Consider the following 25446-nt stretch of genomic DNA (forward strand, 5'->3'; position numbering starts at 1 on the left):
ACCAATATTATCATATTTGGGATTAAATTGAAATCCCCTTTTGTTCTATTAAAGGAATATCGAGTAGCTGAATATGTGCCAGCATATTGCGAGTGTATATTTTGGTGTATATACGATAAAAAAGGACTTGAAATAAAAGATATGCTCCGCCTACCAACAAACAAAACCACATCGGCTCCAGAGCTGTAGACATTTCAACCCTGGAAGAACTAACAACATAAAAAGAAGACAATGCAATACCTAATGCATACGGGAGAAAAAACAGCACTTTTAAAGGGCCGCCTATAATGCGGGCCACGTCCTTAGAAGTAATTCCAATCTTGTTCAGCTTCCTGAATTTGATCCGCTCACGCTCTAAATCGGTCTGAATACTGAAATGCAGCACTATCCCGGAGGCGCCGAAAAATATTAAACCAACAAATGAAATTACGAAGATTCCAAATCGGCCAGACTCCTGTAACTGTAGATAGTCACTTATTCTAGACTTCGTAGAGAATACGAGGGCCTCTTGCCGTTCATTGCCATACCAGGACTCTGTATTGTCTTTGTTATATTTGGCTAAAGCGGCATTTAATTTAGCATCTATATCCGCAGTTTTTTTCCAATCCTTAAAATTCAGGAGCTGAAGATTACCGATCGCTTTTTTATTTTCCGCTTTCAGCGCCATATAATCCTCTTCGTTTACAATGATATGAAGACCATTCATTAGATTCGGCACAGGGTTAAATACCATGTCAAATAGGATACCTTGTGAATACAGCGTATGCTTCCCGGAAGCAAGCATCAGATCAAAGGTGGGCATTTCCGGTCTTTGATTCTTCCACTCTTCTCCTTGTGCAACTATGGCCAGATTTAGAAAGTGATCTTTCTCCACATGATAATCAGTACCGATTAATGCGTTTATATTCTGGTCCAGAAATATTTTGAAATTAAACAAGTCGATATACTCCAGCTTTTGGTGTGAAAGCAGCGGCGTGGCGCCATGATCCGTGATCTCGCTTAGTATTTTTGGTGAGATGCTATTTTTTCCGAATACTTCTGAATAGGCAATATCATATGGATTGTTTGCAACCGGAATATCCTCAGCATTCCAGGTCAAATAAAAAATAATTCCGCTTAGAGAAATCGTGATGAAGACGAGGAAGGTGATAAGAGAAAGCACTATTTTGGAGCGACCAAGGGTATAGATCAAATTGGAACTAAACAGCAGGTGCTTGTGATATGCTCTGCTTGATCGCGATATAAAAAGTTTCAACCAGTCCCCAAGTCCTGACAGCAGCAAATAAACGCCTAACATACTAATTCCCAGATTTATTAACATCATGCGAGCATCGGAAGGGTTGTAATGAGTGAGCATATTATAAACGGAGATTCCCAAGAGTAAAACTCCGATGACCCCGGTGATTTTCCCATGAATCAGGTTGCGTTCTGCGGTTCTGGACTCTTTTAAAAGACGTAAAATACTGTATCGCAAAGTTAGTAGCAAATTGACTGCAATCACCACTATGTAAATCACCGCGAAGAATTTAATGGTATACAGATAACTATCCGGCGTCAGTATAAAAGCACTGTCCCCAATATTTACAAACAGCGAAACAATAAAGAAAAAAATACCGGAGAAAACTGTCCCTGCGCCTAGACCGGTAAGAATCGAAGCTAAAGCAATCATGCTATTCTCGAACAAAATGATTTTGCGGATATTGTGGCTTGTCATTCCAAGTACCATTAATAGCCCAAAGTCGCTTTTTCTGAATTTTAAAAAGGCCATTTGAGTATATACAATAAACAGAACAGCAAACACCCTTATCACCAAAAAAGGAGCATATAAATTACCTGACACCATCCCATTCACTTGATAAGGGTCATTAAAATCAGGATTACTGTACAGCGAATAAAATGTAAAAAAGATCATGACCGTAAAGCTGCTGCATAGGAAAAATAACAAATATCTTCTAAGATTCGCCTTAAATATCTGAAATGCCATTCTCCTAAAGGTCATCTTCTCCCCCTCCAATAAAGGCCAGGTTCTCCAGAATCAGATCAAAAAATGCTCTGCGCTCTTTATTCTCTCTAGCAATCTCTAGTAGAGCCTTCCCATCTTTGATAAAAAGCACCCGATTACAATAGCTGGCCGCAAAAGGATCATGCGTGACCATCACTATCGTTGCTCCTTTTAGAGTGTTGAGCTTGGCGAAGGTCTTCATCACCGTACTCGAGGATTTGGAATCCAAATTCCCTGTCGGCTCGTCCGCAAAAATCACATCTGGATGATTAATAATTGCCCTGCTGATCGCCGCCCGCTGCTGTTGCCCCCCTGAAACCATATAAGGATATTTGTCCTTCACCTCATCGAGATCAAATAGCGATAACGTCTCATCTGTGTTGGCATTGATATCTTCTACCTCTTGATCATCCAGCACCATGGGCACCATGATATTTTCCCGTAGGGTCAGACTATCCAGCAGATTGTAATCCTGAAAAACGAATCCCATACGCTGCCGGCGAAAAATCGCAAGCTCGTTCTTGGACATCTCACTTATACTAGTCTCTGCAATTCTTACAACCCCACTATACTCCGTGTCGATTCCGCTTAGTATATTTAAAAGTGTTGTTTTCCCGCTCCCCGAGGGTCCCATAATCGCCACAAACTCGCCGCTATCCACACTAAGACTAATCCCGTTCAGCGCTCGAAACCGATTCGTTTTGCCTTTGCCTTTATATTCTTTCGAGAGATTCTCTACTTGCAGTATGGACATCCTGGCACCTTCTCATTGATAGGTTTGGAGTGAGTTACATTAAATGGAATTCAATCACTCGGTATTACTATAAAGCTAAGAAGGGCGTTCGTTTGTTAGATTGCTCACAGCGCAAAAAAAGCAGGATACCTCCTCTACAATTTCCGCTCCCGCAAAAAACAAAGGCAAAGAAAACCAGTAAAAGCAAGTCCACCGATTGCTGCTAATGAGAAGGAAAACGCCCTTACATAATCCGCTAGATCTGCTTCCAAAAGAGAATGCTTTAGCGAAGCGGAGAATAAAATACCGATTAACGCCACTCCTAACGAATTTGCAAAATACATAAAGGTAGTGATCAAGCCTGAACCCGTGCCCGTGATCTTTGTGGGTACTGAACTAAGCGTAACGCTGACTAGAGGAGTAGTAGCCATTCCGAGACCGAAACCATATATCAATAATAGTAGGATATTACGAGGGTCTAGCAGCTGCGTAACGTCCACATTTAGCTCTAACATAAGCAGCAGAATACAGCTCCCCATCATCAGCGCTCCTATCTTAAGTACACTCATCCCCCATCTTTTGACCATTCGAGACGAGATTAGGGAAGTCAGAAAAAAGCCTATCCCTATAGGCAAGAAAACCATACTCGTATCTTGAACACTATAGTGCAAACCAAATTGCATATAATAGCTCAAAATAAAAAAGAAAGAGAACATACTTAGATAAAGGACAAGAACGGTTGCCAGACCAGCGCTAAATGTTCGATCTCTGAAAATAGACAGATCGACTAACGGTAACGTCCCCTGCTTTCCCTTTCGATTTTCAACCCAGATAAAAGTAAACAACACGAAAAGAGCTAACATTAGACAGCCAAAAATCCACAACGGCCACCCTTGTTTTTGTCCCTCTGACAACGGATAGATCAGCAGGAACAAACCGATCAGCAGTAGGAAGCTTCCAGTCCAATCAATACTGCCCGCCTGCTCAGCCCGTGTTTCAGGTACAATCGGCATTAACAGCAGGACGAGAAGTCCAAATGGCACATTGAAAAAAAATACTGTCCGCCAACCGAGATCGAACGGATTCCAATTCACAATAGTACCTCCGAGGATGAATCCGAATGCAAATCCAATGCCAATCATTGCGCCGTAAATGCCGAAAACAAACCCTTTTTCCTTTGGCAGAAAGCTGACCTGCAGCGTAGATAGAACCTGAGGTTGAATAAGCGCCGCAGCCAATCCCTGCACAATCCGAATAACAATCAGAAGTGCCGGATCTGAGGTCAATCCGCCTAACACTGCCATGACCGTAAACCCGCTCACCCCGATCATCAACATCCGTTTTCTGCCGTATATATCGCCAAGCTTTCCACTAATAATCAACGCCACAGCTAATCCTAGCGAAAATCCGGTAACGATAAGCTGTGCTTCCGAAAAGCTTGCGTTCAAGCTATATTGCATAGATGGAAGCGCAACTTGAATCATATAAGTATTTAATGAAATAAGTAATGTTGGCAGTAAAATAACCCCCAGCGCATACCACCGTCGCGAATCTACTTGTTGTTGTTCCATTGTATGACCACCTTTTTATCTGCAATCTATGAAATTATTATCATTCAGAGTGGTCTTTTTCTCTACCTGTTAAGGGAGGTTCACTCCTTGATAAGGGAGCAAACACAAAAAAACCTCAAGCATGCAGAAGATAACGTTCGATTCCGAACCCTATGTTCTAACACTTGAAGCTTTAAGCTTTCTGCATTTACAAATCTTCCTACAGCCTATTTCGTTCCAAACTCTGTTGTTCGATACGTTTTAAGTATTCGCTTGGATTGCAGCCATAATGCTTACGGAAGGTCGTCGTGAAATTGCTGACATTGCTATATCCGACCGAAACAGCTGTTTTCCCTATATTCAAACCTTCAACCTCCATATACCAGAGCGCTTTCTCCATCCTTTTTATACGTACAAGCTCGAAGATCGTCATGCCAAATAATTCGCGGAAGCCTTTTTTCAGCTTGAATTCGTTGATCCCTACCCGCTTAGCCAACTCACGTATAGATAACGGTTGTTCGAAATGGATTTGCACCAATTCATGTACCCGCTTCAGATTATTAATATCATCATGCCGCAGCGTCATACTATCGCTAACAGAACCGTAACCATCAGACTCACCAAACAAAGCAATAAATTCAAGGGCTTTGCTCTCCATATATAAACGTCTCAATGTTCCATGATAGGTACAGTGGATCATTTCGGAGACACATTTTCGGATTGCCGCAGTATCTGGATAACGATCAATATTTCCACGATGATGTCTAAGCCAGGTTTCCATTTGCTGTGTCTCCGATAAATCTCCGGCGTAATTCAGCAGTTCACTAGGAGCAAACCGTATTTCCAGCAATTGATTGGGGACACCTGCTTTTTTCTCTTCATACACCTGAACATCCTCTAGAAAAAGGACATTGCCCATTTGTTTATCCGTGTAACTTTCCTTGCCGTTCCATTCGCAATAGATTTCTCCGCTTAGATTATAGCTTAGTTCAAACAACGGACAAGCTTCTTGAATGTGGAGCTTCATATCCTGTTCGTAAGTTATGTCCGTATACATAATCTCCATACCTGGACGAATCCGTGTACGGGTGACGCTTCCCTTACCAATATGTGAAGGAATAGTAAGCCGCTGTTCCCATTGGTTATGTTCAACATGCCCCTCTATCCGTTCTGTAAATTGATCAAAAAGATCATGAATTTCCATATTCAATATATTTAAAGTCATCGCAAACCTCTCCTTCTTCGCTCCTTGTATACGATGAGTTACATAATCTCTACTCTTGCTCCGTAAATGATAATTGTTATCACTTGAAAGTGTCAACATGAAACACAAAAAAAGCATTGGCGGATTTTATCCTGCCAACGCTTTTTTAGTAGTAAAATAAGACCGTTCAAACCGATGGAAATGCATCCCTCCGGTATCTCAGCTCCCCCGTAACCTCCATAATTTTCGAGGCTAACAAATGCGAGGGCAGCTCGTAATCCACACAACCCAGCTTCGCGGCTGCTTCAGGCATTTCACTTTCAATAGAAGTTTCTTGCGATTCTACTAGCGTTGATTGGGCGCCAGCGTGTTTGGCAGCCAGCATCCCTTTAGCGCCATCATTTCCCATTCCGGTCATTAGGATTAAATGCTGCCGTAGACCAGTTAGTGCAGATATAGACTCAAACAAGATATCGACCGAAGGACAGTGCCCATTCACTGCAGGCTTTTTCATAAGTTTTATTCTGAGATCCTGCCCCTCCTGAATAATGGTCATATGAGAATTACCTGGAGCGATATAGACGGTTCCCCCGAGCACAGATTGCTTGTCCTTGGCTTCCACCACCCGTACACTTGAGAACCGATTCAGTCGTTCCGCCAATGCTTTTGTGTACTTAGGTGGCATATGTTGAACAACCAGAAGGGGATACGGGAAGCTCGCCGGGAGCGAGGAAATTAAGATTTCTAATGCCTTCGGCCCCCCTACTCCGCATCCAATTCCCACGATCTGCTCAATAACTTCTGTACATCCACTCTTAACGTTGTTTTGTTTCTCTTGTCGAGCTTTCACCTTGGAGATGTTTATATTGTTAAGAATAAGAGTTCTTAAAGGAATTTCAGCGGCTTTCTTAATTTTGAATAATAACTCATCTTTTATGCTGTATAGACCAGGTCCATAAGATTGAGCCGGCTTGGATATGAAATCCACTGCACCATTTTGTAGAGCAGTAATGGTTGCTGTTATTCCATCCTTTGTAGCGGAGCTCAAGATAAGTATAGGTGTTGGCCGCTGAGACATTATGCTTGTGAGTGCTACCAAACCGTTCAATTCCGGCATTTCTATATCTATAGCCACGACATCGGGCCTGAGTTTTTGAACCATGCTGATCGCTTCGGATGCATTTCGAGCTACTCCAATGACCTCGAGGCTTGAATCCTCCGAAATTAGGTTCGAGATCTGTTTACGCATGGTTACTGAAGCAGCTACAACGAGCACCTTTATTTTTTGCACTACTTCTCCTCTCCTATCAATGATAATACCCCTGACACTGTTTATTTAACTTTAAAAATAGATACCAGACTATTTAACTCTTCTGCTAGCTGAGCCAAAGCATTGGCGGTCGTTGCCGTTTCACTGCTGCTTGCCGCCATTTCTTCAGTTGCGGCGGATATGCTCTCAATTGAGAACATCACCTCAGACGATTGTGCGGCCTGTTCTTCACTGGCAGCTGCAATTTCTGTTACTTTATGAGCGGTATCGTTCACCATCGTAAGGATATGTTCAAAGGCTTCTCCATTTTTTTGTGAAAAAGCTACTCCTTCTACTACAGCATTTACACTGTGCTGCGTATTCTTCTGCATTTCTTTGATAATGCCCGTGATTTGTTTCGTAGCCCCACTGCTCCGCTCAGCTAACTTTCTTACTTCATTCGCAACAACGGCAAAACCTCGACCTTGTTCACCTGCGCGGGCCGCTTCAATCGCTGCGTTTAGGGCAAGCAGATTTGTCTGTTGGGCAATATCTTCAATCACCGCGATAATCTCACCAATCTTATCGGAGTCTTCCGCAAGTCTAGACATTTGTGTATCCAGTACTGCCATTCCTTCTACGGAGTTCTTAACCACGATCCCTCCATCTTGAGCAATACGCATCGTTTGATCTGAAAGCTCAGAGGCCTGTTCAGCACTCTGGGCTACTGAATTAATCGCCGCAGATAATTCTCGGAACAACTCATTCATCGTTTGTGCTGCACTAGCTTGACTCATACTTCCACTGGCTACTTCCTCTGTACTAGCTGAGATTTGCTGTGCAGCAGCTGAGACACTTTCCGCAGAAGACGAAATGCTGCTAACAGTGCGTCTTAGGTTCAGAACCATTTCATTAACAGAATAAGCTAGCATTCCAATCTCGTCCTTAGATTCCAGATTCGACGTTTCGCTTAAATCACCATTAGCCACTTTACCTAGCAGGCGCATTACTTGATTTAGAGGCCGTGCTATGATCTGCGATATTAGAAGACCCAGACCAATACTGATGAGCAGCGCAACAATAGTAACGCTAAACGTAATCAAACGAGAGGACTGATAAAGGTCATTGGCATTAACAATCGAACCTTGAGCCTGCTTCATATTGATGTCTATTAATTTTTGCAGAAAGTTAGTCAGCTCTGTTGTGGCTGTTTGCAAATCACTTTCGCGCAAATAATTTGTATATTTCTCATTACTAATATTTGTTTTATCAATTTCAATAGTATCATCAAGACTTGTGATATAACGTTGCCAGATCTCAGGATAATCTTTCATTATCGCCAATTCTTCTTCCCTCAACGCAGTCTTGCTATATTTACCCATGATCTCTTCAATACTTTGAACGTTTTTATGTATTTTATCTTCGTATTCTTTCTTTTCTGCCGCTGTTTTAGCCATCGTGTTTATATCACGGATATTGATTCTATTTGTTAAAAATAGTTCATTCGCTTCTCCCAGATAAGCTATAGGTGTTAAGCGATTTTCGTACATGTCCACGATAGAGCGGTCCATCTTACTCAAATTCGTAATTCCATAGAATCCTACAAAGCACAATATTGCGGATACTAACAGAAATGCGGAGATTAACTTCACTGCTGTCCTTAAATTATAAAACCACTTCATTTTCCTCAGCCCCTCATTGGCGTTAGTCATTTTTTAGTAATTCTTAGGAACTATTTCATCATATACGGTAAGCAGATTAAGGTAACCGAAAAAAAATAGCGCGACCACGCAAAAATATTGCGTCGTCCCGCAAAAAAAGCGCAGACCAAAAAATCCCGCCTCACAGCACCGTGAACGGGATTTTGATCTATTTGTTTGTTACGAATTTTCATAGTGAATTGTTGAAATCGGACTCCTTCAATATGCCCAGTCGTTTAGCTTTTATTGCCGCTTCAATTCTTGATTTCACATTTAGTTTTTGGAACAGACTCGTTAAACTGTATTCCAGCGATCGTTGACTCATAAGTACAATCTCTGCTATTTCCTTGTTGCTTTTTCCTTTTGCAATCTCTGTCAGCATTTCATGCTCTTTTTTGCTTATCTTCGGGTTTGCTTGGTCAATATTAATCTCCATTCCTTTAGGTGATACTTTTCTTAACTGTTTAACTAGGGTATGAGGCAAAATGACATCTCCCCTTAAAGCACAACGCACTGCTGCAACCAACTGCTCTCTATTGGTCGTTTTTGAAATAAATCCAAACAAACCCGATTCGATCATCAAGTTGAATTTGTTTGTAATTTCGTATCCGGTATAGATTAAGATAATCGCGTCTGCGTTTATTTTTAAGACTTCCTTCGCCAAATCAATCCCATTCCCATCAGCGATATGAAGATCAAACAGCATCACGTCAAACGTATGGCTACCCACCATGTTAAGCGCCTCATGGGCTGAATTGGCTAGGGTAACCTCCATATCTCCCTCTTGTTCCAGTATCATCTTAGTCCCTTCCATGACAGAGGGATGGTCGTCCACTAACAAAATTCGAATCATGCCTAATACACCCCTATCCCCTTATTATGCCCCATGATTAATCTGCAGGTATGGATATAAAGACAGCTAATCCCTTATTCTCTGGCGAAAGAAATCGTATGGTCCCATCCATACTGCGAACCCTTTCTTTCATCCCATAAATCCCCATGCTCTTAAGAGAATCCTCTCCTAAAAGGCTCATTCCAATTCCGTTATCTTCATAATCCAAAAGCACCTGTTGCCCTTCGCTAGCTAAGGAGATACGTACTTCTGTGGCACAAGAATGTTTAGCTGCGTTAGCCAAAAGTTCCTGCACAATACGGTACAGACCTATTAGAATCTCGTCTTTTAACTTATGCTTGAAAGCTGTTGACTCAAAATAAATCTGATAGTCGTTCCGCAGCTGAGCAAATTCAAACAACGTCTCAAGTGAGGAAGCAAGCCCCTCATTGATTAATGCTGGTGGCCTAAGCTCATTGCAGATCATCCGCAGTTCATAGATAACATCGAGTAAACCTTCTGTGATCTGTTCTAGCTGTTCCTTTAGTTCCCCCGTAACGGATTTATCACTTAAAAAATTATCAAGCTTACGATACCAGATGATCTGTTCTTGAAGTGCTGAATCATGTAAATCTTGAGCCAGCCGTTTGCGTTCATTCTCGGATAAATTAAACATAAAGCGCAGCAACCATGTCGGAGCTTGCTCGGAAGCCGCTAACTCAAGGTCCTTAGTTAGATCTTCTATGAGCAAAAAATTATCAAATAACACACTAACATAACGGGTAATCGTCTTCAGCCACACTCGAACAGAACTTATTTCTAATAAAATAGACTTCTCATTAATGGATAGAATATAGCTTTTTCTTCGGAACTCTCCGATCTTCAGTGAATAGCCCCGCTCGGTCTCAATAATCTCGCATATTTTATCATGGTTATCTTCAACTTCAACCATACAAATATTGGTAACCCGCAAGACCTCTCTAACTTCTTTCAGTAATCGTTGTTCCATGTGACTGATCTTCATCGCACCAAACAAATCTTGCGAGAATTGATCAAGACTCATCTGTAAGTTGAAATACCTTTCCTCGCTGTTCCGAATGATCTGCTCTGTAAGCTGTCTTTCCACCTCAATTTTTTTCCGATCACTGATATCCCTAAAGATAGAGATACATGCAACCTTACCCTTGTATAGAATTGAGCTAGCTGTTACTTCTACATCGATAATAGATCCATCTGACCGCACGACCTTTTGTTCAACAGGAGCTAATATCCGATTGGGTCCATAATAGATTTCACGCATCCGATCTCTAGCCAGCGTTATATAGTCCGGGTGGGCCCAATTAAAAATAGAGGTGCCAATCAATTGATCCTCACTACAAACTCCAAACAATCCTAAACAGGAAAAATTCACATAAAGGAATTTATATTCACTATGGAGTACTACCGCTTCAGGTGACATATCAATAAGCAGCCGATTGAGTTCCTCGCTTTCTCTAAGTTCACTCTCCATCTGGACCCTTTTTGTAATGTCTCTCGCTACGATCACAATACTAACTACTTCTCCATCCTCACCAAGAACAGGTGTACCCAAGCATTCCAGGTCTATAATGTGACCTTTGATGTGAATAAACCGATTGTAAAACATCTTACATACTTTTGTCCGAAAAATATCCAAGATCTGTTCCCGCAACACTTCTTGTTCATCAGGATGAATATACTCCAAAATAGTTGTGTTCTTTATTGAACCTACAGGAAGACCAATAATTTTCTCACAAGAGGACGAAGCAATAATGAAGTTCCCTTGCTGATCCAGAACCCCAATCATATCCTCCATATTCTCTGTAATAAGCCTGTACTCCGCCTCCCGCTGAGCCAGCCGCTTTTCTACCTCCACAGATGCAGTGGTATCTCTTGCGATAACAAAGGTACCCACAATTTGATTGTTTTCATGTACAGGGATGTTTTTCATCGACCAATGGTTAACTAATCCATTCTCGCGGACAGAAGTAACCGTATAATGCTGCAGAACTCCGCCAACCGTTTTATCAAAATAATCAGACATCATATGCGAATTCTCTGCGCCAAATAAATTCACAATGGATAAGTTCTCTCCGAATCTATTAAAAGCTTCTCCAGTAATTTGCTCTGCCGCTGGATTGATAGCCACAATGCTGCCCTGCAGATCCAATTCACACACGATATCTGGATTATGGTCAAACAGGGATTTGTAGCGCTGCTCACTTTTTAATAGAACCTCTTGCATCTGCTTTTTTTCCGTATGATCGATTAAGATCCCATTGAGCCGTACCACTGCCCCTGTCTCATCCATACTGGGAATGATCCTGACTTGGACCCATCGGAATTCACCGCTGGCATGGATGATCCGATATTCACTGAGATTGCTTATTCCTTGCCCCACTGTAGTTATAATCTCTTGAATTAAAGGCCGCTCTTCTTTAGGAGCAATTCTTAGCCAAAAGTCATCTTCCTTCGCCTGTTCTGGTGAATATCCCGTGATATTGAAAATGGCATCCGATATGAATAACATTTTCCGTGATACGTAATCGTAAGACCAAATCGCCACATCGATCGCAGCAAACATCTGCTGATACAGAGAAAAGCTACTCTCTAACTGCGCTTGAGCATTTTTTTGTTCCGTGATATCTATGATGACGCCATCTATTCGACAAACCTTATGCTCTTGATTAAAAACGGGCGTGCCTATACTTTGAACCCACTTCAGCGCTTTTGCAGGTAACTGCATACGATACTCAAGATTACATAGGTGACCAGAGTATAATTTATCTATATACGCATCAAAGCGTTCAAGATCCTCACCGTACACATATTCACGTAAAAAATTGGGGTTATGCGTTAAAGCATGATCTGAACAGTCCACCCATTTCTCCAAAACATTCGACATTGTCAGCAAATTCGCTTCCATGTCAATAGACCATGAGGTCATATCCTTGTCGCCAAGTGAATGCATATTGAGATTCCCTCCACATAAAAAGCCCCCCCTTTTCGGGGCGGCTTTTTCTTCCTATTCGCTATTTCGCAAGCGTCTTTACATTTTAGCCATTATCTACTGAGCAATCTGCTCGCGGATATTCTGCAATATTTTCTTCTCCAGCCGGGATACCTGCACTTGAGAAATCCCAAGGCGACTGGCAACCTCTGACTGCGTTTGGTCACGGTAATACCGAAGATAAACAATCAGCCGTTCACGCTCGCTGAGACCTCCGATAGCCTCATTCAGTGCCAGCTTATCAAACCAGCGTTCCTGTGATTCGTCAGCGATTTGATCAATCAGTGTGATCGGATCGCCATCATTCTCGAACACCGTCTCATGAATCGAGGTCGGTGGCTTGTTAGCTTCCTGAGCAAATACCACTTCTTCAGGGGTAACCCCCAGTGCCTCAGCAACTTCACCGATGGTAGGCAGACGGTCCAGCGTCTTAGACATTTCATCCTTCATCTTGCGGACCTTATTAGCCATCTCCTTAAGAGAACGGCTAACTTTCAAGGTTCCATCGTCGCGAAGGAAACGCTGAATCTCGCCAATGATCATCGGCACGGCATAAGTGGAGAATTTGACCTCATAGCTGAGGTCGAACTTATCAACGGACTTCAAGAGCCCGATGCAACCGATCTGGAACAAATCGTCAGGTTCATACCCGCGGTTCATAAACCGCTGCACTACCGACCAGACCAACCGGATATTGCAGCTAACTAGTGTGTCTCGGGCAAGATTATCTCCGGCCTGACTGAGCGCGATAAGACGTTTGACCTCCGCATCGTCCAAATAGGTCGGCGGAGCTTTTTTTGACTCTGCATCCATGGCTCCAACCCCTAATTGTATAAAGCTTTTTTCGAAACGATGGTTTTCTTCATTGAGATCGAAGTGCCGTGTCCCGGTTCACTAGTGACTTCAAATTCATCCATGAAATTCTCCATAATGGTAAAGCCCATGCCCGACCGCTCCAGCTCTGGCTTTGAGGTATATAGCGGCTGTTGTGCCAGCTCCAAATCCTCAATGCCCCGTCCCTGATCCTCAATGGTTAAATGTACCGTTTCGTTGTCCAGCGAAGCTGAAATAGTCACAATACCTTCCGGATCACTATCATACCCATGAATAATACAATTGGTGACCGCCTCCGACACGACTGTCTTCAGATCATTCAGCTCTTCCATTGTAGGATCAAGCCTAGAAACGAACGCCGCTACAACTACACGCGCGAATGATTCGTTCTCCGAGAGTGCAGCGAACTGCACGTTCATGAAGTTACCAGCCTTACCATTTGTCATAACGCAACCTCCAAATCCGAGAGTGCAGTGCTCTCGTCGTCATATAGGGGCATGATCTTGAACAGGCCTGACATTTCCAGAAGTCGCTTCACAGGTGCCGTTGCATCACACACCACCATTTTGCCGCCTTTACTATGGATCAGTTTATACCTTCCCAGAATTACGCCGAGACCCGAACTGTCCATAAACTGCAGATGCTTAAGACTAAGGATCAAATGCGATACCTGACCCCGCATAATCGCTTCATCCATATCCATTCTTACAAAATCGGCGGCATGATGATCGAGTTCCCCAGATAAACGGACAATCAGCACACCCCTGTGATGCTCCATTTCCACATTAGAATTCATGCTTGCCACTCTCCTCTTCGTTGCTTTGAAAACTTGGCCTTAAGAGACAGTACCCATTCTCTTCAAGGACAAGGTTTCTACGTGGCAAATCAGGAATCCTGCCTCACGACAAAACTAGAAGAAAACCCCTATGAATCTACAAAGCACATGGGCGCAATCTACAAAAAAGCTCTTTTTAATCCATGCCGAACATCGAGCCTGTTGTACGTTTAAAGAGCTTCCACCAGCCTGCTTTTGCCACAGCTTCCCCTGCTTTAAGTTCATACTCTTTAATCACTTGGGTTCCTTGGTAGACAACCAGCTTGCCTATGGACTGGCCTTCAGCCACTGGTGCCTTCACGCTTTCTGGAAGTACTAGTTCGTGACGAATGCCTTCTTGCGTCACACCTTTTTTCAAAAGAACACTATACGTCTCTTTCGCCGTAATCGGAAGCTCGGACTTCACACCCTTCTCAATCTTAAGGGTACCGATAGCGTCCCCTTCTTTGTGAATAGTGTGGATCTTATATTGCGAAAAGAGATAGTCAAACATGCCCGACACTTCACTGTTCCGTGTCTTCGTGTTCGGCTCACCCAGCACAACAGCAACAGCACGCAGACCGTCTCTTGCAGCCGTAGCGGATAAGCAGAATTTTGCTTCAGCGGTATATCCTGTTTTCAGTCCATCAGCGCCTGTATAGAAACGTACAAGCTTGTTCGTGTTTACCAACCAGAATGGTTTGGTGGAATCCTTACGCAGATAATCCTGATAGGAACCGGTATATTTGATAATTCTATCATGCTTTAAAAGCTCCCGGCTAATTACCGCAATATCGTAGGCTGAGGAATAGTGATTAGCAGCTGGAAGACCGTTGCAATTGGCAAAGTGGGTATCTTTCAGACCCAGCTCTTCCGCTCTTTTATTCATCAGATCGACAAAAGCGCTCTCCGAACCCGCTATTTTCTCTGCCATTGCCACAGATGCATCATTACCGGAGGCCATAGCGATGCCTTTGAGCATCTCATCCACCGACATTTCTTCACCAGGCTCCAGGAAAATTTGCGATCCGCCCATCGATGCGGCATATTCACTCGTGCGCACCTTATCCGTCAGTTGCAGTCTTCCTTCATCCAGTGCTTCCACCGTAAGCAGCATCGTCATAATCTTCGTAATACTTGCGGGAGGCAGCTTATCATGGCTGTTCTTTTCATAAATAATAGTGCCGGTGCCTGCATCCATCAAAATCGCTGAACGCGCACCAGGCGCAAGATCTACAGCGGCAGCATTACTGCCAGAATCCTTGCTTTTTTCCTCAGCATAAGCACCTGACATCGGTCCTAGAACCGACACAACGATACAGAGCACAAGCACAGCAAAACGCATTTTTCTCACAATGGTTCCCCTCCTGAACGTTAACCTTCATATCACAGGTACTGTGTTCCAGTTTCGTCAGAAAGGGTGGAAATTATTCCATTTCCAAGTAAATAACTATAATAATTTATCGCAAGAAGTAATGATGTTGTCAATAAAAAAAGCCCAGCAGCAGTTGCAGAGCATTTTTATTATAGGGGAGATCAAAAGTTAATTCAAATTTTAAGTATTTCCAATTTTTCCGTACTCATTTAACCCCCCTTTAAAGGAAAATGTAATATTTTAACGAATGGTATTTAAGAACTTAACTGCTTATAGAGGAGTGAATATACAGATGAACCACCTTGCAGATTGTATTGAAGCAGAAGCTAAACAGAACAATTTCTCTGGTGTAGTGCGGGTACAACAACCTGATAAAAAAGTCATCAGCAGTTGTTACGGTTATGCCAATAAGTCGGATAAGCGCGAAAACAATATTCATACTCGGTTCGGCATTGCTTCCGGGTGTAAAATATTTACCGCGATCGCTGTCTGCCAGCTGGTTGATCAGGGATTGATTTCTTTTGAAAGTAGACTAATAGATTATCTTAAAAAAGTAGATTTTCCTCTCTTTAGTCCCGACATCACCATACATCAGCTGCTAACGCATAGCTCTGGTATTCCGGATTATTTTGATGAAACAATTATGGATGATTTCGAGGATCTGTGGAAGGCACGGCCTATGTACACCTTGCGACAGCTTGAGAATTTTGTGCCGATGTTCCGAACCCTTCCCATGATGTGGACTCCTGGCGAACGTTTTCACTACAACAATGCCGGCTATATCGTGCTAGGCCTTCTGGTGGAGGAATTGAGTGGAATGACTTTTTCCGAGTATGTAGAGCAGCACATCTTTAAGCCTTGCGGAATGGAGCAATCCGGTTACTTTACGTTAGATGCCTTACCTGCCAACTGTGCACTAGGATACATAGAGGAAGAGAACGGAAACTGGAGAACCAACATCTACTCAATCCCGGTAAAAGGAGGCGCTGACGGTGGAGCTTTCGTCACTGCCCCCGACATGCAGCTATTCTGGAGCGGGTTAATCAACCATACATTATTGAGTCCAGTACTCACTTCATTATTGCTTACTCCCCATGTACATGTGGATGGCGAAGGCTATTATGGTTATGGTGTATGGATTACCCTCCGCGAAGAAAAAGTGTTCAAATTTCACATTATGGGCTATGATCCCGGTGTTTCCTTCCGGTCGGCTATCTATCCAGCTAGTGGCGAGACTGTGGTCGTATTATGTAATACAAGCAGCGGGGCTTCGCTGATATTCAATAAGATTAATAATCAGTTATAAATATTGCACCATTGAGCAAAACGCAAAGAAGCGACCTTCCCGTTATGGGAGGATCGCTGCTTTGTTGTTTGTTTAAGGCCATAGCCATGACAATATTTATATTGCCTAGGCTAGTACCGTGTTACCCCATCTTTAGTAACAAGTGCAAATACCAAAGGTTGGGCAGGAACAGGTTCAGAAGTGATACGGTAGGCTTCTAACACCTTACCTTCAGCTTCCTCTACTTTCTTCTCACTGGCATCATTGATATGCAAGACTGCAAGCGTCTCGCCGATCTCTACAGCATCTCCAACCTTTTTAGAAAGTTGAATCCCCACAGCCAGATCGATTACGGATTCCTTAGTTTCACGTCCAGCTCCAAGCAGCATAGCCGCAACGCCAATTTCCTCGGCCTGAATCCCTTCTATGAACCCTTTGGTTTTTGCTTTCACTTCAATGAATCGCTTAGCCGTAGGGAGCTTCTCCGGAGAATCAATTTGCGATACATCTCCACCTTGTGCCTTCACGATTTGTTTGAACTTCTCTAGCGCACTGCCATCTTCAATATGCGTCATAAGAATCGAACGTGCCTCCGCTTCATCCTTGGCTTTGCCGCCAAGAACAAGCATCTGGCTGCCCAGAATAAGACAGACCTCCTGCAGATCCTTCGGACCGTGACCCTTCAAGGTCTCGATTCCTTCCTTAATTTCCAACGCATTTCCGATCCCGTAACCAAGCGGCTGGTCCATATCACTGATAATCGCAACGGTATTGCGACCCAGATGCGTTCCAATGTCAACCATCGCCTGAGCGAGTGCTATAGAATCATCCAGCGTCTTCATAAAAGCACCGCTGCCTGTTTTGACATCCAACACGATCGCATCCGCACCTGCTGCAATCTTTTTGCTCATCACAGAGCTTGCAATAAGGGGGATGGATTCAACTGTTGCAGTTACATCCCGAAGGGCGTACAGCTTTTTGTCTGCGGGTGTAATGTTACCCGACTGGCCGATCACGGCAGCCCCGATCTCCCCTACTTGGTCAAAGAAACGCTCACGAGCCATCTCGATAGAGAAACCACTGATGGACTCCAGCTTATCGAGCGTGCCTCCAGTGTGCCCAAGTCCGCGGCCGGACATCTTCGCTACCGGTACTCCAGCAGAAGCTACCAAGGGTGCCAGTACTACAGTTGTTTTATCGCCCACTCCGCCTGTGGAGTGTTTATCAACCTTAATGCCTGCAATTGGGCTAAGATCTACTTGATCGCCGGACATCGCCATTTCCATCGTTAGATCGCCGGTTTCCCGCGCGTTCATGCCTTGGAAATAAACAGCCATTGCCCATGCAGAGAGCTGATAATCAGGCACTTCACCTTTACTGTAGCCCTGAATTAAAAAGGAAATTTCCTCACGACTCAGCTCTCCACCATCTCTTTTTTTCTGAATAATATCTACAGCTCTCATATTACACCTGCACTTCACGGACAATTGCGCGAGCAAGTCCGATAAATTTTGGTCTAGTCAAATTAGTTACCTTCATTATCTGTTCAAACGTCAATGGCTCAAGCTCATTCACTTGTGTCATAGATTGGACCTCCCAAAAATTCAAAATGCAGTATCCGAAATTACATTTTCGGAATAAAGCCCAACACCAGCTTCAGGAAACGCTCACGCACACGATCTGCAGTTTCCATAACCTCTTCATGGTTGAGCGGTTGATCCAGGATTCCCGCAGCCATGTTAGTAATACAGGAGATACCCAATACCTCGATACCTGCATGCCGGGCAACAATGGTTTCCGACACAGTAGACATGCCCACAGCGTCAGCCCCCAGATGACGAAGCATTACGATTTCAGCAGGTGTTTCGTAGCAAGGTCCCAGCAGACCTGCATATACACCTTCTTTGAATTCGAAATTCTGCTGCGCTGCCGTTTCCTTCGCTACCTTGATCAGGCGGCGGCTATAAGCGGTTGACATATCCGGGAAGCGCACGCCCAGTGCAGGATCATTAGGTCCTATTAACGGGTTCCGTCCCGTCATATTCAGATGATCCGTAAGGAGCATAAGATCGCCCGGCGTGAAATCTGTGTTCACTCCACCAGCAGCATTAGTTACTAATAGGCTGGCTATACCAAGTTCTTTCATAACCCGAACAGGGAATGCCGTAACCTCCGGTCCATAACCCTCATACATATGAAAGCGGCCCTTCATCATCACGACACGGCGTCCTTCAATCATACCGATCAGCAGTTCTCCCTCATGCCCTTCTACAGTGGACACAGGGAAGTGAGGAATCTCATCATATGGAATGCTGATTCCATCGGTGATCAGGTCTGCCAGCACACCGAGTCCTGAACCAAGGATCAATCCAATTTCCGGAGCCACCGGACATTTGTCTTTTATATAAATGGCTGCTTCTTGAATTTCTTTTTGAGTTAACATGCTATGGATGATCCTCCTTAATGAATGTTGTGGCGCAACCCACATTCTTTTATTGCAGTTTCGCTAAAAAGCTTGTCCCATACTGCGGCGCCTTCGCACCGAAATTATCAGCAATGGTTGCAGCAACATCCGAGAAGGTCTCACGAATACCCAAGCTATCTGGATGCTTAAGGCGTGGGCTGTAAATAAGCAGCGGCACATATTCACGAGTATGATCTGTTCCACTATGGATTGGATCATTCCCATGATCTGCTGAAATAATCAACAGGTCATCTTCACCAAGCGTGGATAGAATTTCAGGCAACGCCTGATCGAATACTTCCAGTGCATGACCGTATCCTTCCGGATCGCGACGGTGTCCATATAAAGAGTCAAAATCCACCAGATTCGTGAACAGCAACCCGTTGAACGGTTGGCGAAGCTGCTCAATGGTAACTTCGATACCATGTTCATTGCTCTTCGTAGGGTAAGAAGCTGTAACCCCTTCACCTGTGAAAATATCGTTGATCTTTCCTACCGCGATAACATCTTTTCCGATATCAGCCAGCGAATTCATTACCGTTGGTTCCGGTGGTTTCACGGCATAATCATGGCGATTCGAGGTCCGTACGAACTTTCCTGGTTCGCCAACATATGGACGAGCAATAACGCGCCCTACGGAGAATTCAGGAGCCATAGTTAGCTCACGGGCGATTTTACACGCGCTGTATAGCTCTTCCAGTGGAATGATATCTTCATGTGCCGCAAGCTGGAATACACTGTCCGCAGAGGTGTACACAATCCAAGCTCCGGTCTTCATCTGCTCTTCGCCATATTCAACTAAAATTTCCGTACCGGAAGCCGGTTTATTACCGATCACTTTCCGGCCAGTTGCTGCTTCGAATTTCTCAATCAATTCTGCCGGAAATCCATCCGGATACGTATTAAATGGAACCTCAATTTTCAGCCCCATCAGCTCCCAGTGCCCGGTCATCGTATCCTTACCTACAGATACTTCCTGCATCTTGCCATAATATCCAGTTGGTGAAGCTACAGGTTCAAGCGGCGGCAGCGGAGCAATATTAGCTAATCCTAACTGCTGAAGGTTAGGCAGTTTTAATCCGGGAACACGGTTCAAAATATGGCCAAGCGTATGTGACCCTGCATCACCAAAATTCGCAGCATCTGGAGCTTCTCCGATACCTACACTATCCAAAACAATAAAACCAATTCGTTTAAATGAGGACATATTGTCTTCACTCCTTTTTTAATATAGATCGTTCGTTCATTCGTTTGCACCAACAAGAAGAAACGGCTGTACCTTCTCCCGGAAGTCAGACGCTTCCGTAGCTAGCGATACAATGTATCGCCTGTCAGGTATCCGTTTCTGCCAAAGGATAACCTGTGGAAAATTACCCATTCCCCAGTCTATCCTATAAGTATGATTCCATCATAACTATCTTACTCACAAAAAGCATCTTTGAAGCATGATCAGCGAGCTCTGGGATGATGGCTCTCATATACTTCCTTCATATTCTTACGCGCGATACCGTTATAAATCTGAGTCGTCGAAATATCAGCATGACCCAGCATTTGTTGTACGGAACGCAAATCCGCTCCACCTTCCAGTAAATGGGCGGCAAAGGAATGCCTAAGCGTATGCGGTGTAATATCCTGCTCAATGTTTGCTTCCCGAGCGTATTTTTTTATGATTTTCCAGAACCCCTGGCGGGTTAAACGCCCACCTAGGCTATTCAGGAATATAGCCGGCTCCTCCTGATGATCACGAAGCAGCTTGTCCCGCATAAGAGAAGTGTAAGCTGCTACACTCTCTGCAGCAATGGTTCCAATGGGAACCACTCGTTCCTTGCCCGAAGTCCCTGTACAACGCGCAAACTTCATGTCTGTATGCACATCGTCTACGTTAAGAGAAATTAATTCAGAAACCTTTATCCCCGTTGCGTAGAGCAATTCCAGCATAGCCTTATCGCGCATCCCTTGTGCTGTACTCACATCTGGAGCAGCTAGCAGCCGCTCAACCTCCGAAACCGCAAGCACCATAGGTGGCTTCTTATCGGGCTTCATGGTTTCCATGTCCAGTGTTGGATCCTGCTCAATTAAACGTTCCTTCAGCAAATAATGAAAAAAGGCCCGCAGGGACACCGCGTTTCTGTTGAGCGTTGCAGTGGCTCTTCCCGCTCCGCGTAAGGAGCCAAGATATAACATCACATGAGATCTTCGGATTTCTTCAGGCTGCTCAACCCCCCGCTCTTCAGCAAACTCTAGAAACTGCGATACATCCCTACCGTAAGATTCCAGTGTATTCGGGGACAAGCCTTTATCTCCGGACAAATAATGTAAAAAAGGCTGCAAGTGTGACTTCATTATTTCACGCTCCTGTCCTGGCGCAGCTACTCTTAGTGTCTTCCTGCAGCACATTCAGCATGAGGCTTTAGCAGATGTGTACACAACGCTTACTCTGCATAAATCCACCCTAGCTTTCTTCGACATTCTTCTCGCTTGTTCCTGCTTCCTGCGGAGCTTTCATTCTCCGAACCAGTAATAGAAACGCAAGCGCTGCCGCGCATCCAGACCATCATCACCAACCTCGGCGTGATCAAATGCCCGAACAGCGGTGCCTTCAGGAATTCCATAGTTCTCTATCGGACTGAGCCATTCCCCTAGCCAGCTCATAGCATAGTAGAGTAAATAGCTTAGAGCCACAAACATGATCATAAAATACAGCTTACGCACTGTTTTGGGCACAGAAACAATCATAAGGACGCCTCCTATTACATATAAATGAATTCTGCTCGTCCTTCATTTTATGCTCCAAAAAAGGCTGATATGTATGGCTCTAATAGACTAATCATTTAAAAAGCCCCCTCCGGTATAGGAACCGGGGAGGACTTGTGAAGTTAATTCTTAATATAAGATAACTTTAGGATGGATTTCCGTCTGTATTGTTCTTATCAGTACAGCGGTAGCAAATCCCATGGAAATCAAGTCTATGATCAAGCACTGTGAAATTAAACTCTTTCTCCAGTCGCTCTTCCAGCGGACCGAGCCAATCCTCGCGAATCTCATCCATACTGCCGCATTGCACACAAATTAAGTGATGATGATGATGCTTCGCAGTATCTGTTCGCAAATCATACCGGGCTACACCGTCGCCGAAATTGATCTTTTCTACGACATGAAGCTCACTGAGAAGTTCGAGGGTACGATACACAGTCGCAAGACCGATCTCGGGAGCTTTCTCCTTCACGAGCATAAATACGTCTTCCGCGCTAAGATGATCTTCCTCATTCTCCAGCAGCACTCTTAAGGTCGCTTCCCGTTGGGGTGTAAGCTTGTATCCTTGGGATTGTAACTGTTGCTTAATCTTGTCTATCCGTGCTTCCACCTGTCTCCCTCCCCCTTGGATAATTACCGCACCGGTCTTCAAACCACTTCTTCCATTATAGGGGGTGTCGCTTTCAGAAGTCAAACGCTTTTACTGCACAGTCAAGGTCGTCACCGCTTGTACAAGTGAAGGCGTGACCCAACGCATCATGGTTGGTGTAACCCAGGTCTCAAAACATGAAATACCCAGGATCAAAAGCGCCATCACAAATGACAATATAGTGTACATGGTAAAAGGACGAGTCACTGGCGTCCGGCGCTGTCCCATCACCCGGCTGCGGATCATCTGCAAGGAAAAAGCTATCGCAGCTGCACTGCTAACCAGCAGCACAGGGATCAGCACCAGATTATGTGGAGCCACAGAGACTAACGCGAACAACATCCCATGCCAAGAATATTGACTGACCAGACAGCCAACCGTAAAACCAATCAGTACCCCTTTTAAAAAATCAAGAATCAAAATTCCCGGCAGCCCAATGACCGACAACCCAAGAATCCAGATCAGTCCGATCCATTTCAGATTCAAGGCCGCTATACTCCAGTACGAATCAGGTGCGGCTGGCAGACCTTGCTGATCAACCGTAACAAAGAAATTCCCCAGATAATCCCCCAGCTCCTGCTGCTGATCCATCGTAAGCGCACTAACGATAAGAGCTCCAAATACAACACCTACCAGAAATAATACGCCGACAAAAATATACAGAGGCGTCTGTTCCTTCATCATCAGCCGTAAATTACGCATATGGGACGTTCCCCTTTCCGGTTACATGTTACACCATATGAGAAAACGTCCCGCGATATGACATGTCCTTCAGGTAATGCCTCTACTTTCTGGGCTGAACCACTTTACCGTACGTCCCGCCACCGCCTGCTGATAGCTCCAAAATTCCAGAGCGGGCCTGGACGATCATCGACGCCAGATCCGCACCTACAACGCTGGCAATTTCCGCTTCACCACAACCATGTAAAATGTTCATCTCAGTTCCAAACGCTTGCAGTAACGCGTTCATCTTCGCCTTCCCTAACCCCGGGATAAATTCAAGCGGAACCTGATAATGATAGGGTGGACGGTCAGCAGGCACTAACGGGGTCTTGCGGTCTGTAATATCTAGGATCCGGTCGAAGACACCTCTAACCAGCTTAAGACTGCCGCAATATTGGCAACGGTCCGAGTTGACATAAGCCTCATCAATAATACTGCCACAGCCCCCGCAATAGCTCCGGTGGTATTTGCCAAGCCGCGGATTAAGTCCGAAATTAGCACTTACCTTCCGCCCATCTTTACGTTCCAGTGCAAGCCGCAATTCAGCGAACGAAGGCCGTGCCAGCTCCATCACATTATACTCACGCCCTAACTTACCCAGTGAATGCGCATCTGAGTTGGTTAGAAACGTGAAATTATCCAGCTCAGAGAGATATCCAGCCATTTCGGAATCTGCACTCAGCCCAAGTTCAACCGCAGCTATGCGGTCCAGATCAAAGATGTCCGCCATACGCTCGGCAGCACAGCCGTACAAGCCCTTGTGAGGCGTGAAAATATGTGCAGGGATAAGAATGCCTCCCCGGCCGTAAATCTCATCCTGAAGCTCCCTAGCCGGAGCATACAGGCGTTGGGAACTTAGATTCACGTTCCGCATATAGCGGCTCATCCACGCACTAAAGTCAGTCATGCGTTCCACGTCCGGCATGTAAGCGAGCACATGGCACTCTTTTCGCCCAGGCTCGCGGATTTCAATCTCTGTTCCCAGAATGATCGTAGTCCCTCGGTAAGCAATGCCTCCACCTTCAGCTAATGTCATCTCTCCAGATTCCAAAGACCGCTGAATATCCCGCAGGACGCCAGGTGAATGACTATCTATAATACCGATCATTTCTAGTCCTTTGCGCTCTGCAGCTTCTTTGGCAATTCCCGCAAAGGTAAGCTCGCGGCTGCCGCTAATTTTGACAGCCTGACCTTCCGACGTTCGCCCAATATGAACATGCAAATCGCAATAGAAACTCTTCAGTTCAGTTGTTAATTCCATTGGCCTGTCAGCGTGTATAGATGCCAAGCGTACACTGCCATCATCGTTTTTGCATCCGCGATGCGCCCGTCAGCCATATATTGATACGCTTCCTCCAGGGTAAGCTCCGAAACCTCTAGAAATTCATCCTCGTCCAGTGACATGTCCCCTGGTTGAGCGTTAGTAGTCACATACAAATGAATAATCTCATCGGCGAAGCCGGGAGAAGTATAGAAAGATTTAAGCAATTTCAGATCTCCACTGTGAAATCCAGTCTCTTCCTGAAGTTCACGACCAGCCGCAACTAATGGATCTTCACCTTTATCCAGCTTCCCAGCCGGAATTTCTACCTCAGTGCGTTGCATGGGCTGACGGTATTGCTCTACAACAAGCATTTTGTTGTTGTTTAAAGCAAGCACCGCTACGGCGCCGGGATGCTTCACAACTTCACGTGTCGCAGTATTTCCATCAGGCAGTCTCACTGTGTCCACCTGCAAAGATATAATCTTCCCATCAAAAACAGGCTGTGTAGACAATGTCACTTCATCAAGCTCGGGTTTGCTGTTCAAATGTTGTTCTCCCATAAAGTTTCTGGTCTCCTTTTTCTCTATTGTGCATACGGTGTATTATAGCAAACTTAAAGGGAAAGAAGGAATTTCAGATGAATGAAATCTTCAGCCGTACAAGCTCATCCGCAGTGATGATGGTAGGTAAGCCGGAGGAAATAAAGGCCATCTTGGCTGGATGGATCCAGCAGTATGGGCGCGATATGCCCTTGGCATACATTCTTTCCCTGCACGATCAATCCGCAATTCTTCCGTCCAAGGCAGGATGAATTCATCCTCTCCTTTGGGACTTAGCCATACATGTTCACACAACTATAGGGGTGTCTCAAAAGCCATGAAATGGCTACTGGGGCACCCCAGTCTTTTTGCGTCGCCCCGATTAGGGGGAATTGCGCTTAGACCGCTGGTATTGGGCAAAGGTTGATTGATTAAGCAACTAATGGG

The 25446-nt window shown here is 44.6% G+C and carries 23 protein-coding genes; 2 read left to right on the forward strand and 21 right to left on the reverse strand.

Annotated elements, in window-relative coordinates:
* Positions 1–22: 22 nt before the first annotated feature.
* The 12 genes from NST58_RS22650 to NST58_RS22705 form a co-directional block, all read right to left on the reverse strand.
* Positions 23–1999 (reverse strand): ABC transporter permease, encoded by a 1977-nt coding sequence (locus NST58_RS22650; RefSeq protein ID WP_076276690.1) that lies wholly within the window; start codon positions 1997–1999, stop codon positions 23–25.
* The gene (locus tag NST58_RS22655) at positions 1989–2756 is read right to left on the reverse strand and encodes an ABC transporter ATP-binding protein (RefSeq protein WP_339244265.1); all 768 of its coding nucleotides are present in this window, start codon (positions 2754–2756) and stop codon (positions 1989–1991) included. Before NST58_RS22655 ends, NST58_RS22650 begins: the two co-directional genes overlap by 11 nt.
* 134 nt (positions 2757–2890) lie before the next feature.
* Positions 2891–4306 (reverse strand): MFS transporter, encoded by a 1416-nt coding sequence (locus NST58_RS22660; protein ID WP_339244267.1) that lies wholly within the window; start codon positions 4304–4306, stop codon positions 2891–2893.
* A 199-nt stretch (positions 4307–4505) separates the two neighbouring features.
* The gene (locus NST58_RS22665; protein ID WP_339244269.1) at positions 4506–5510 is read right to left on the reverse strand and encodes an AraC family transcriptional regulator; all 1005 of its coding nucleotides are present in this window, start codon (positions 5508–5510) and stop codon (positions 4506–4508) included.
* A 166-nt stretch (positions 5511–5676) separates the two neighbouring features.
* Positions 5677–6780, reverse strand: coding sequence for a chemotaxis-specific protein-glutamate methyltransferase CheB (cheB, locus tag NST58_RS22670; protein WP_339244271.1), 1104 nt, complete (start codon positions 6778–6780; stop codon positions 5677–5679).
* 41 nt (positions 6781–6821) lie between these two features.
* Positions 6822–8420: a methyl-accepting chemotaxis protein gene (locus NST58_RS22675; RefSeq protein WP_280753010.1), complete on the reverse strand. Its 1599-nt coding sequence runs from the start codon at positions 8418–8420 to the stop codon at positions 6822–6824.
* A gap of 208 nt (positions 8421–8628) precedes the next feature.
* Positions 8629–9291 (reverse strand): response regulator transcription factor, encoded by a 663-nt coding sequence (locus NST58_RS22680; RefSeq protein ID WP_076219667.1) that lies wholly within the window; start codon positions 9289–9291, stop codon positions 8629–8631.
* A gap of 37 nt (positions 9292–9328) precedes the next feature.
* Positions 9329–12259: a PAS domain S-box protein gene (locus tag NST58_RS22685; protein WP_280753009.1), complete on the reverse strand. Its 2931-nt coding sequence runs from the start codon at positions 12257–12259 to the stop codon at positions 9329–9331.
* A gap of 96 nt (positions 12260–12355) precedes the next feature.
* Positions 12356–13111, reverse strand: a complete 756-nt coding sequence (sigF, locus tag NST58_RS22690) for an RNA polymerase sporulation sigma factor SigF (protein ID WP_036676059.1) — start codon at positions 13109–13111, stop codon at positions 12356–12358.
* Positions 13112–13122: 11 nt separating this feature from the next.
* Positions 13123–13578 carry an anti-sigma F factor gene (spoIIAB, locus tag NST58_RS22695; protein WP_339244274.1) on the reverse strand — a complete coding sequence of 152 codons (456 nt, stop codon included), beginning with the start codon at positions 13576–13578 and terminating at the stop codon, positions 13123–13125.
* Positions 13575–13928 carry an anti-sigma F factor antagonist gene (gene spoIIAA / locus NST58_RS22700; protein ID WP_036676057.1) on the reverse strand — a complete coding sequence of 118 codons (354 nt, stop codon included), beginning with the start codon at positions 13926–13928 and terminating at the stop codon, positions 13575–13577. The genes spoIIAB and spoIIAA overlap by 4 nt, the downstream gene beginning before the upstream one ends.
* Positions 13929–14103: 175 nt before the next feature.
* A complete protein-coding gene (locus NST58_RS22705; protein ID WP_235219379.1) occupies positions 14104–15240 on the reverse strand; it encodes a D-alanyl-D-alanine carboxypeptidase family protein in 1137 nt (378 codons plus the stop codon).
* A gap of 373 nt (positions 15241–15613) precedes the next feature.
* On the opposite strand from NST58_RS22705, the gene NST58_RS22710 reads away from it, so the two are divergent.
* Entirely contained in the window at positions 15614–16627 is a 1014-nt protein-coding gene (locus NST58_RS22710) for a serine hydrolase (protein ID WP_339244276.1), read from the forward strand.
* A gap of 110 nt (positions 16628–16737) precedes the next feature.
* Here the strand turns inward: NST58_RS22710 and NST58_RS22715 are convergent, their stop codons facing one another.
* The 9 genes from NST58_RS22715 to NST58_RS22755 form a co-directional block, all read right to left on the reverse strand.
* Positions 16738–18069 (reverse strand): pyrimidine-nucleoside phosphorylase, encoded by a 1332-nt coding sequence (locus NST58_RS22715; RefSeq protein WP_036676056.1) that lies wholly within the window; start codon positions 18067–18069, stop codon positions 16738–16740.
* Positions 18070–18230: 161 nt separating this feature from the next.
* A complete protein-coding gene (locus NST58_RS22720) occupies positions 18231–19049 on the reverse strand; it encodes a purine-nucleoside phosphorylase (protein ID WP_036676055.1) in 819 nt (272 codons plus the stop codon).
* A 49-nt stretch (positions 19050–19098) separates the two neighbouring features.
* Positions 19099–20277, reverse strand: coding sequence for a phosphopentomutase (deoB, locus tag NST58_RS22725; protein WP_076129494.1), 1179 nt, complete (start codon positions 20275–20277; stop codon positions 19099–19101).
* Positions 20278–20519: 242 nt separating this feature from the next.
* Positions 20520–21413, reverse strand: coding sequence for a site-specific tyrosine recombinase XerD (xerD, locus tag NST58_RS22730; RefSeq protein ID WP_076192308.1), 894 nt, complete (start codon positions 21411–21413; stop codon positions 20520–20522).
* A gap of 159 nt (positions 21414–21572) precedes the next feature.
* A complete protein-coding gene (locus NST58_RS22735; RefSeq protein ID WP_036676052.1) occupies positions 21573–21806 on the reverse strand; it encodes a DUF4227 family protein in 234 nt (77 codons plus the stop codon).
* 163 nt (positions 21807–21969) lie between these two features.
* Positions 21970–22434, reverse strand: coding sequence for a Fur family transcriptional regulator (locus tag NST58_RS22740; protein WP_036676051.1), 465 nt, complete (start codon positions 22432–22434; stop codon positions 21970–21972).
* Between the two features lie 90 nt (positions 22435–22524).
* Positions 22525–23175, reverse strand: a complete 651-nt coding sequence (gene spoIIM / locus NST58_RS22745) for a stage II sporulation protein M (protein ID WP_036676050.1) — start codon at positions 23173–23175, stop codon at positions 22525–22527.
* Positions 23176–23257: 82 nt separating this feature from the next.
* On the reverse strand, positions 23258–24457 hold the full coding sequence (locus NST58_RS22750) for an endonuclease Q family protein (RefSeq protein ID WP_339244279.1): 1200 nt from the start codon (positions 24455–24457) through the stop codon (positions 23258–23260).
* Entirely contained in the window at positions 24448–25020 is a 573-nt protein-coding gene (locus NST58_RS22755) for an NUDIX hydrolase (protein ID WP_076276680.1), read from the reverse strand. The genes NST58_RS22750 and NST58_RS22755 overlap by 10 nt, the downstream gene beginning before the upstream one ends.
* A gap of 77 nt (positions 25021–25097) precedes the next feature.
* Between NST58_RS22755 and NST58_RS22760 the strand changes: the two genes are divergently transcribed.
* Positions 25098–25271: a hypothetical protein gene (locus NST58_RS22760; protein WP_162636775.1), complete on the forward strand. Its 174-nt coding sequence runs from the start codon at positions 25098–25100 to the stop codon at positions 25269–25271.
* Positions 25272–25446: the final 175 nt, after the last annotated feature.

Source organism: Paenibacillus sp. FSL R10-2796 (genome assembly GCF_037965315.1).
GTDB classification, from domain to species: domain Bacteria; phylum Bacillota; class Bacilli; order Paenibacillales; family Paenibacillaceae; genus Paenibacillus_AQ; species Paenibacillus_AQ odorifer.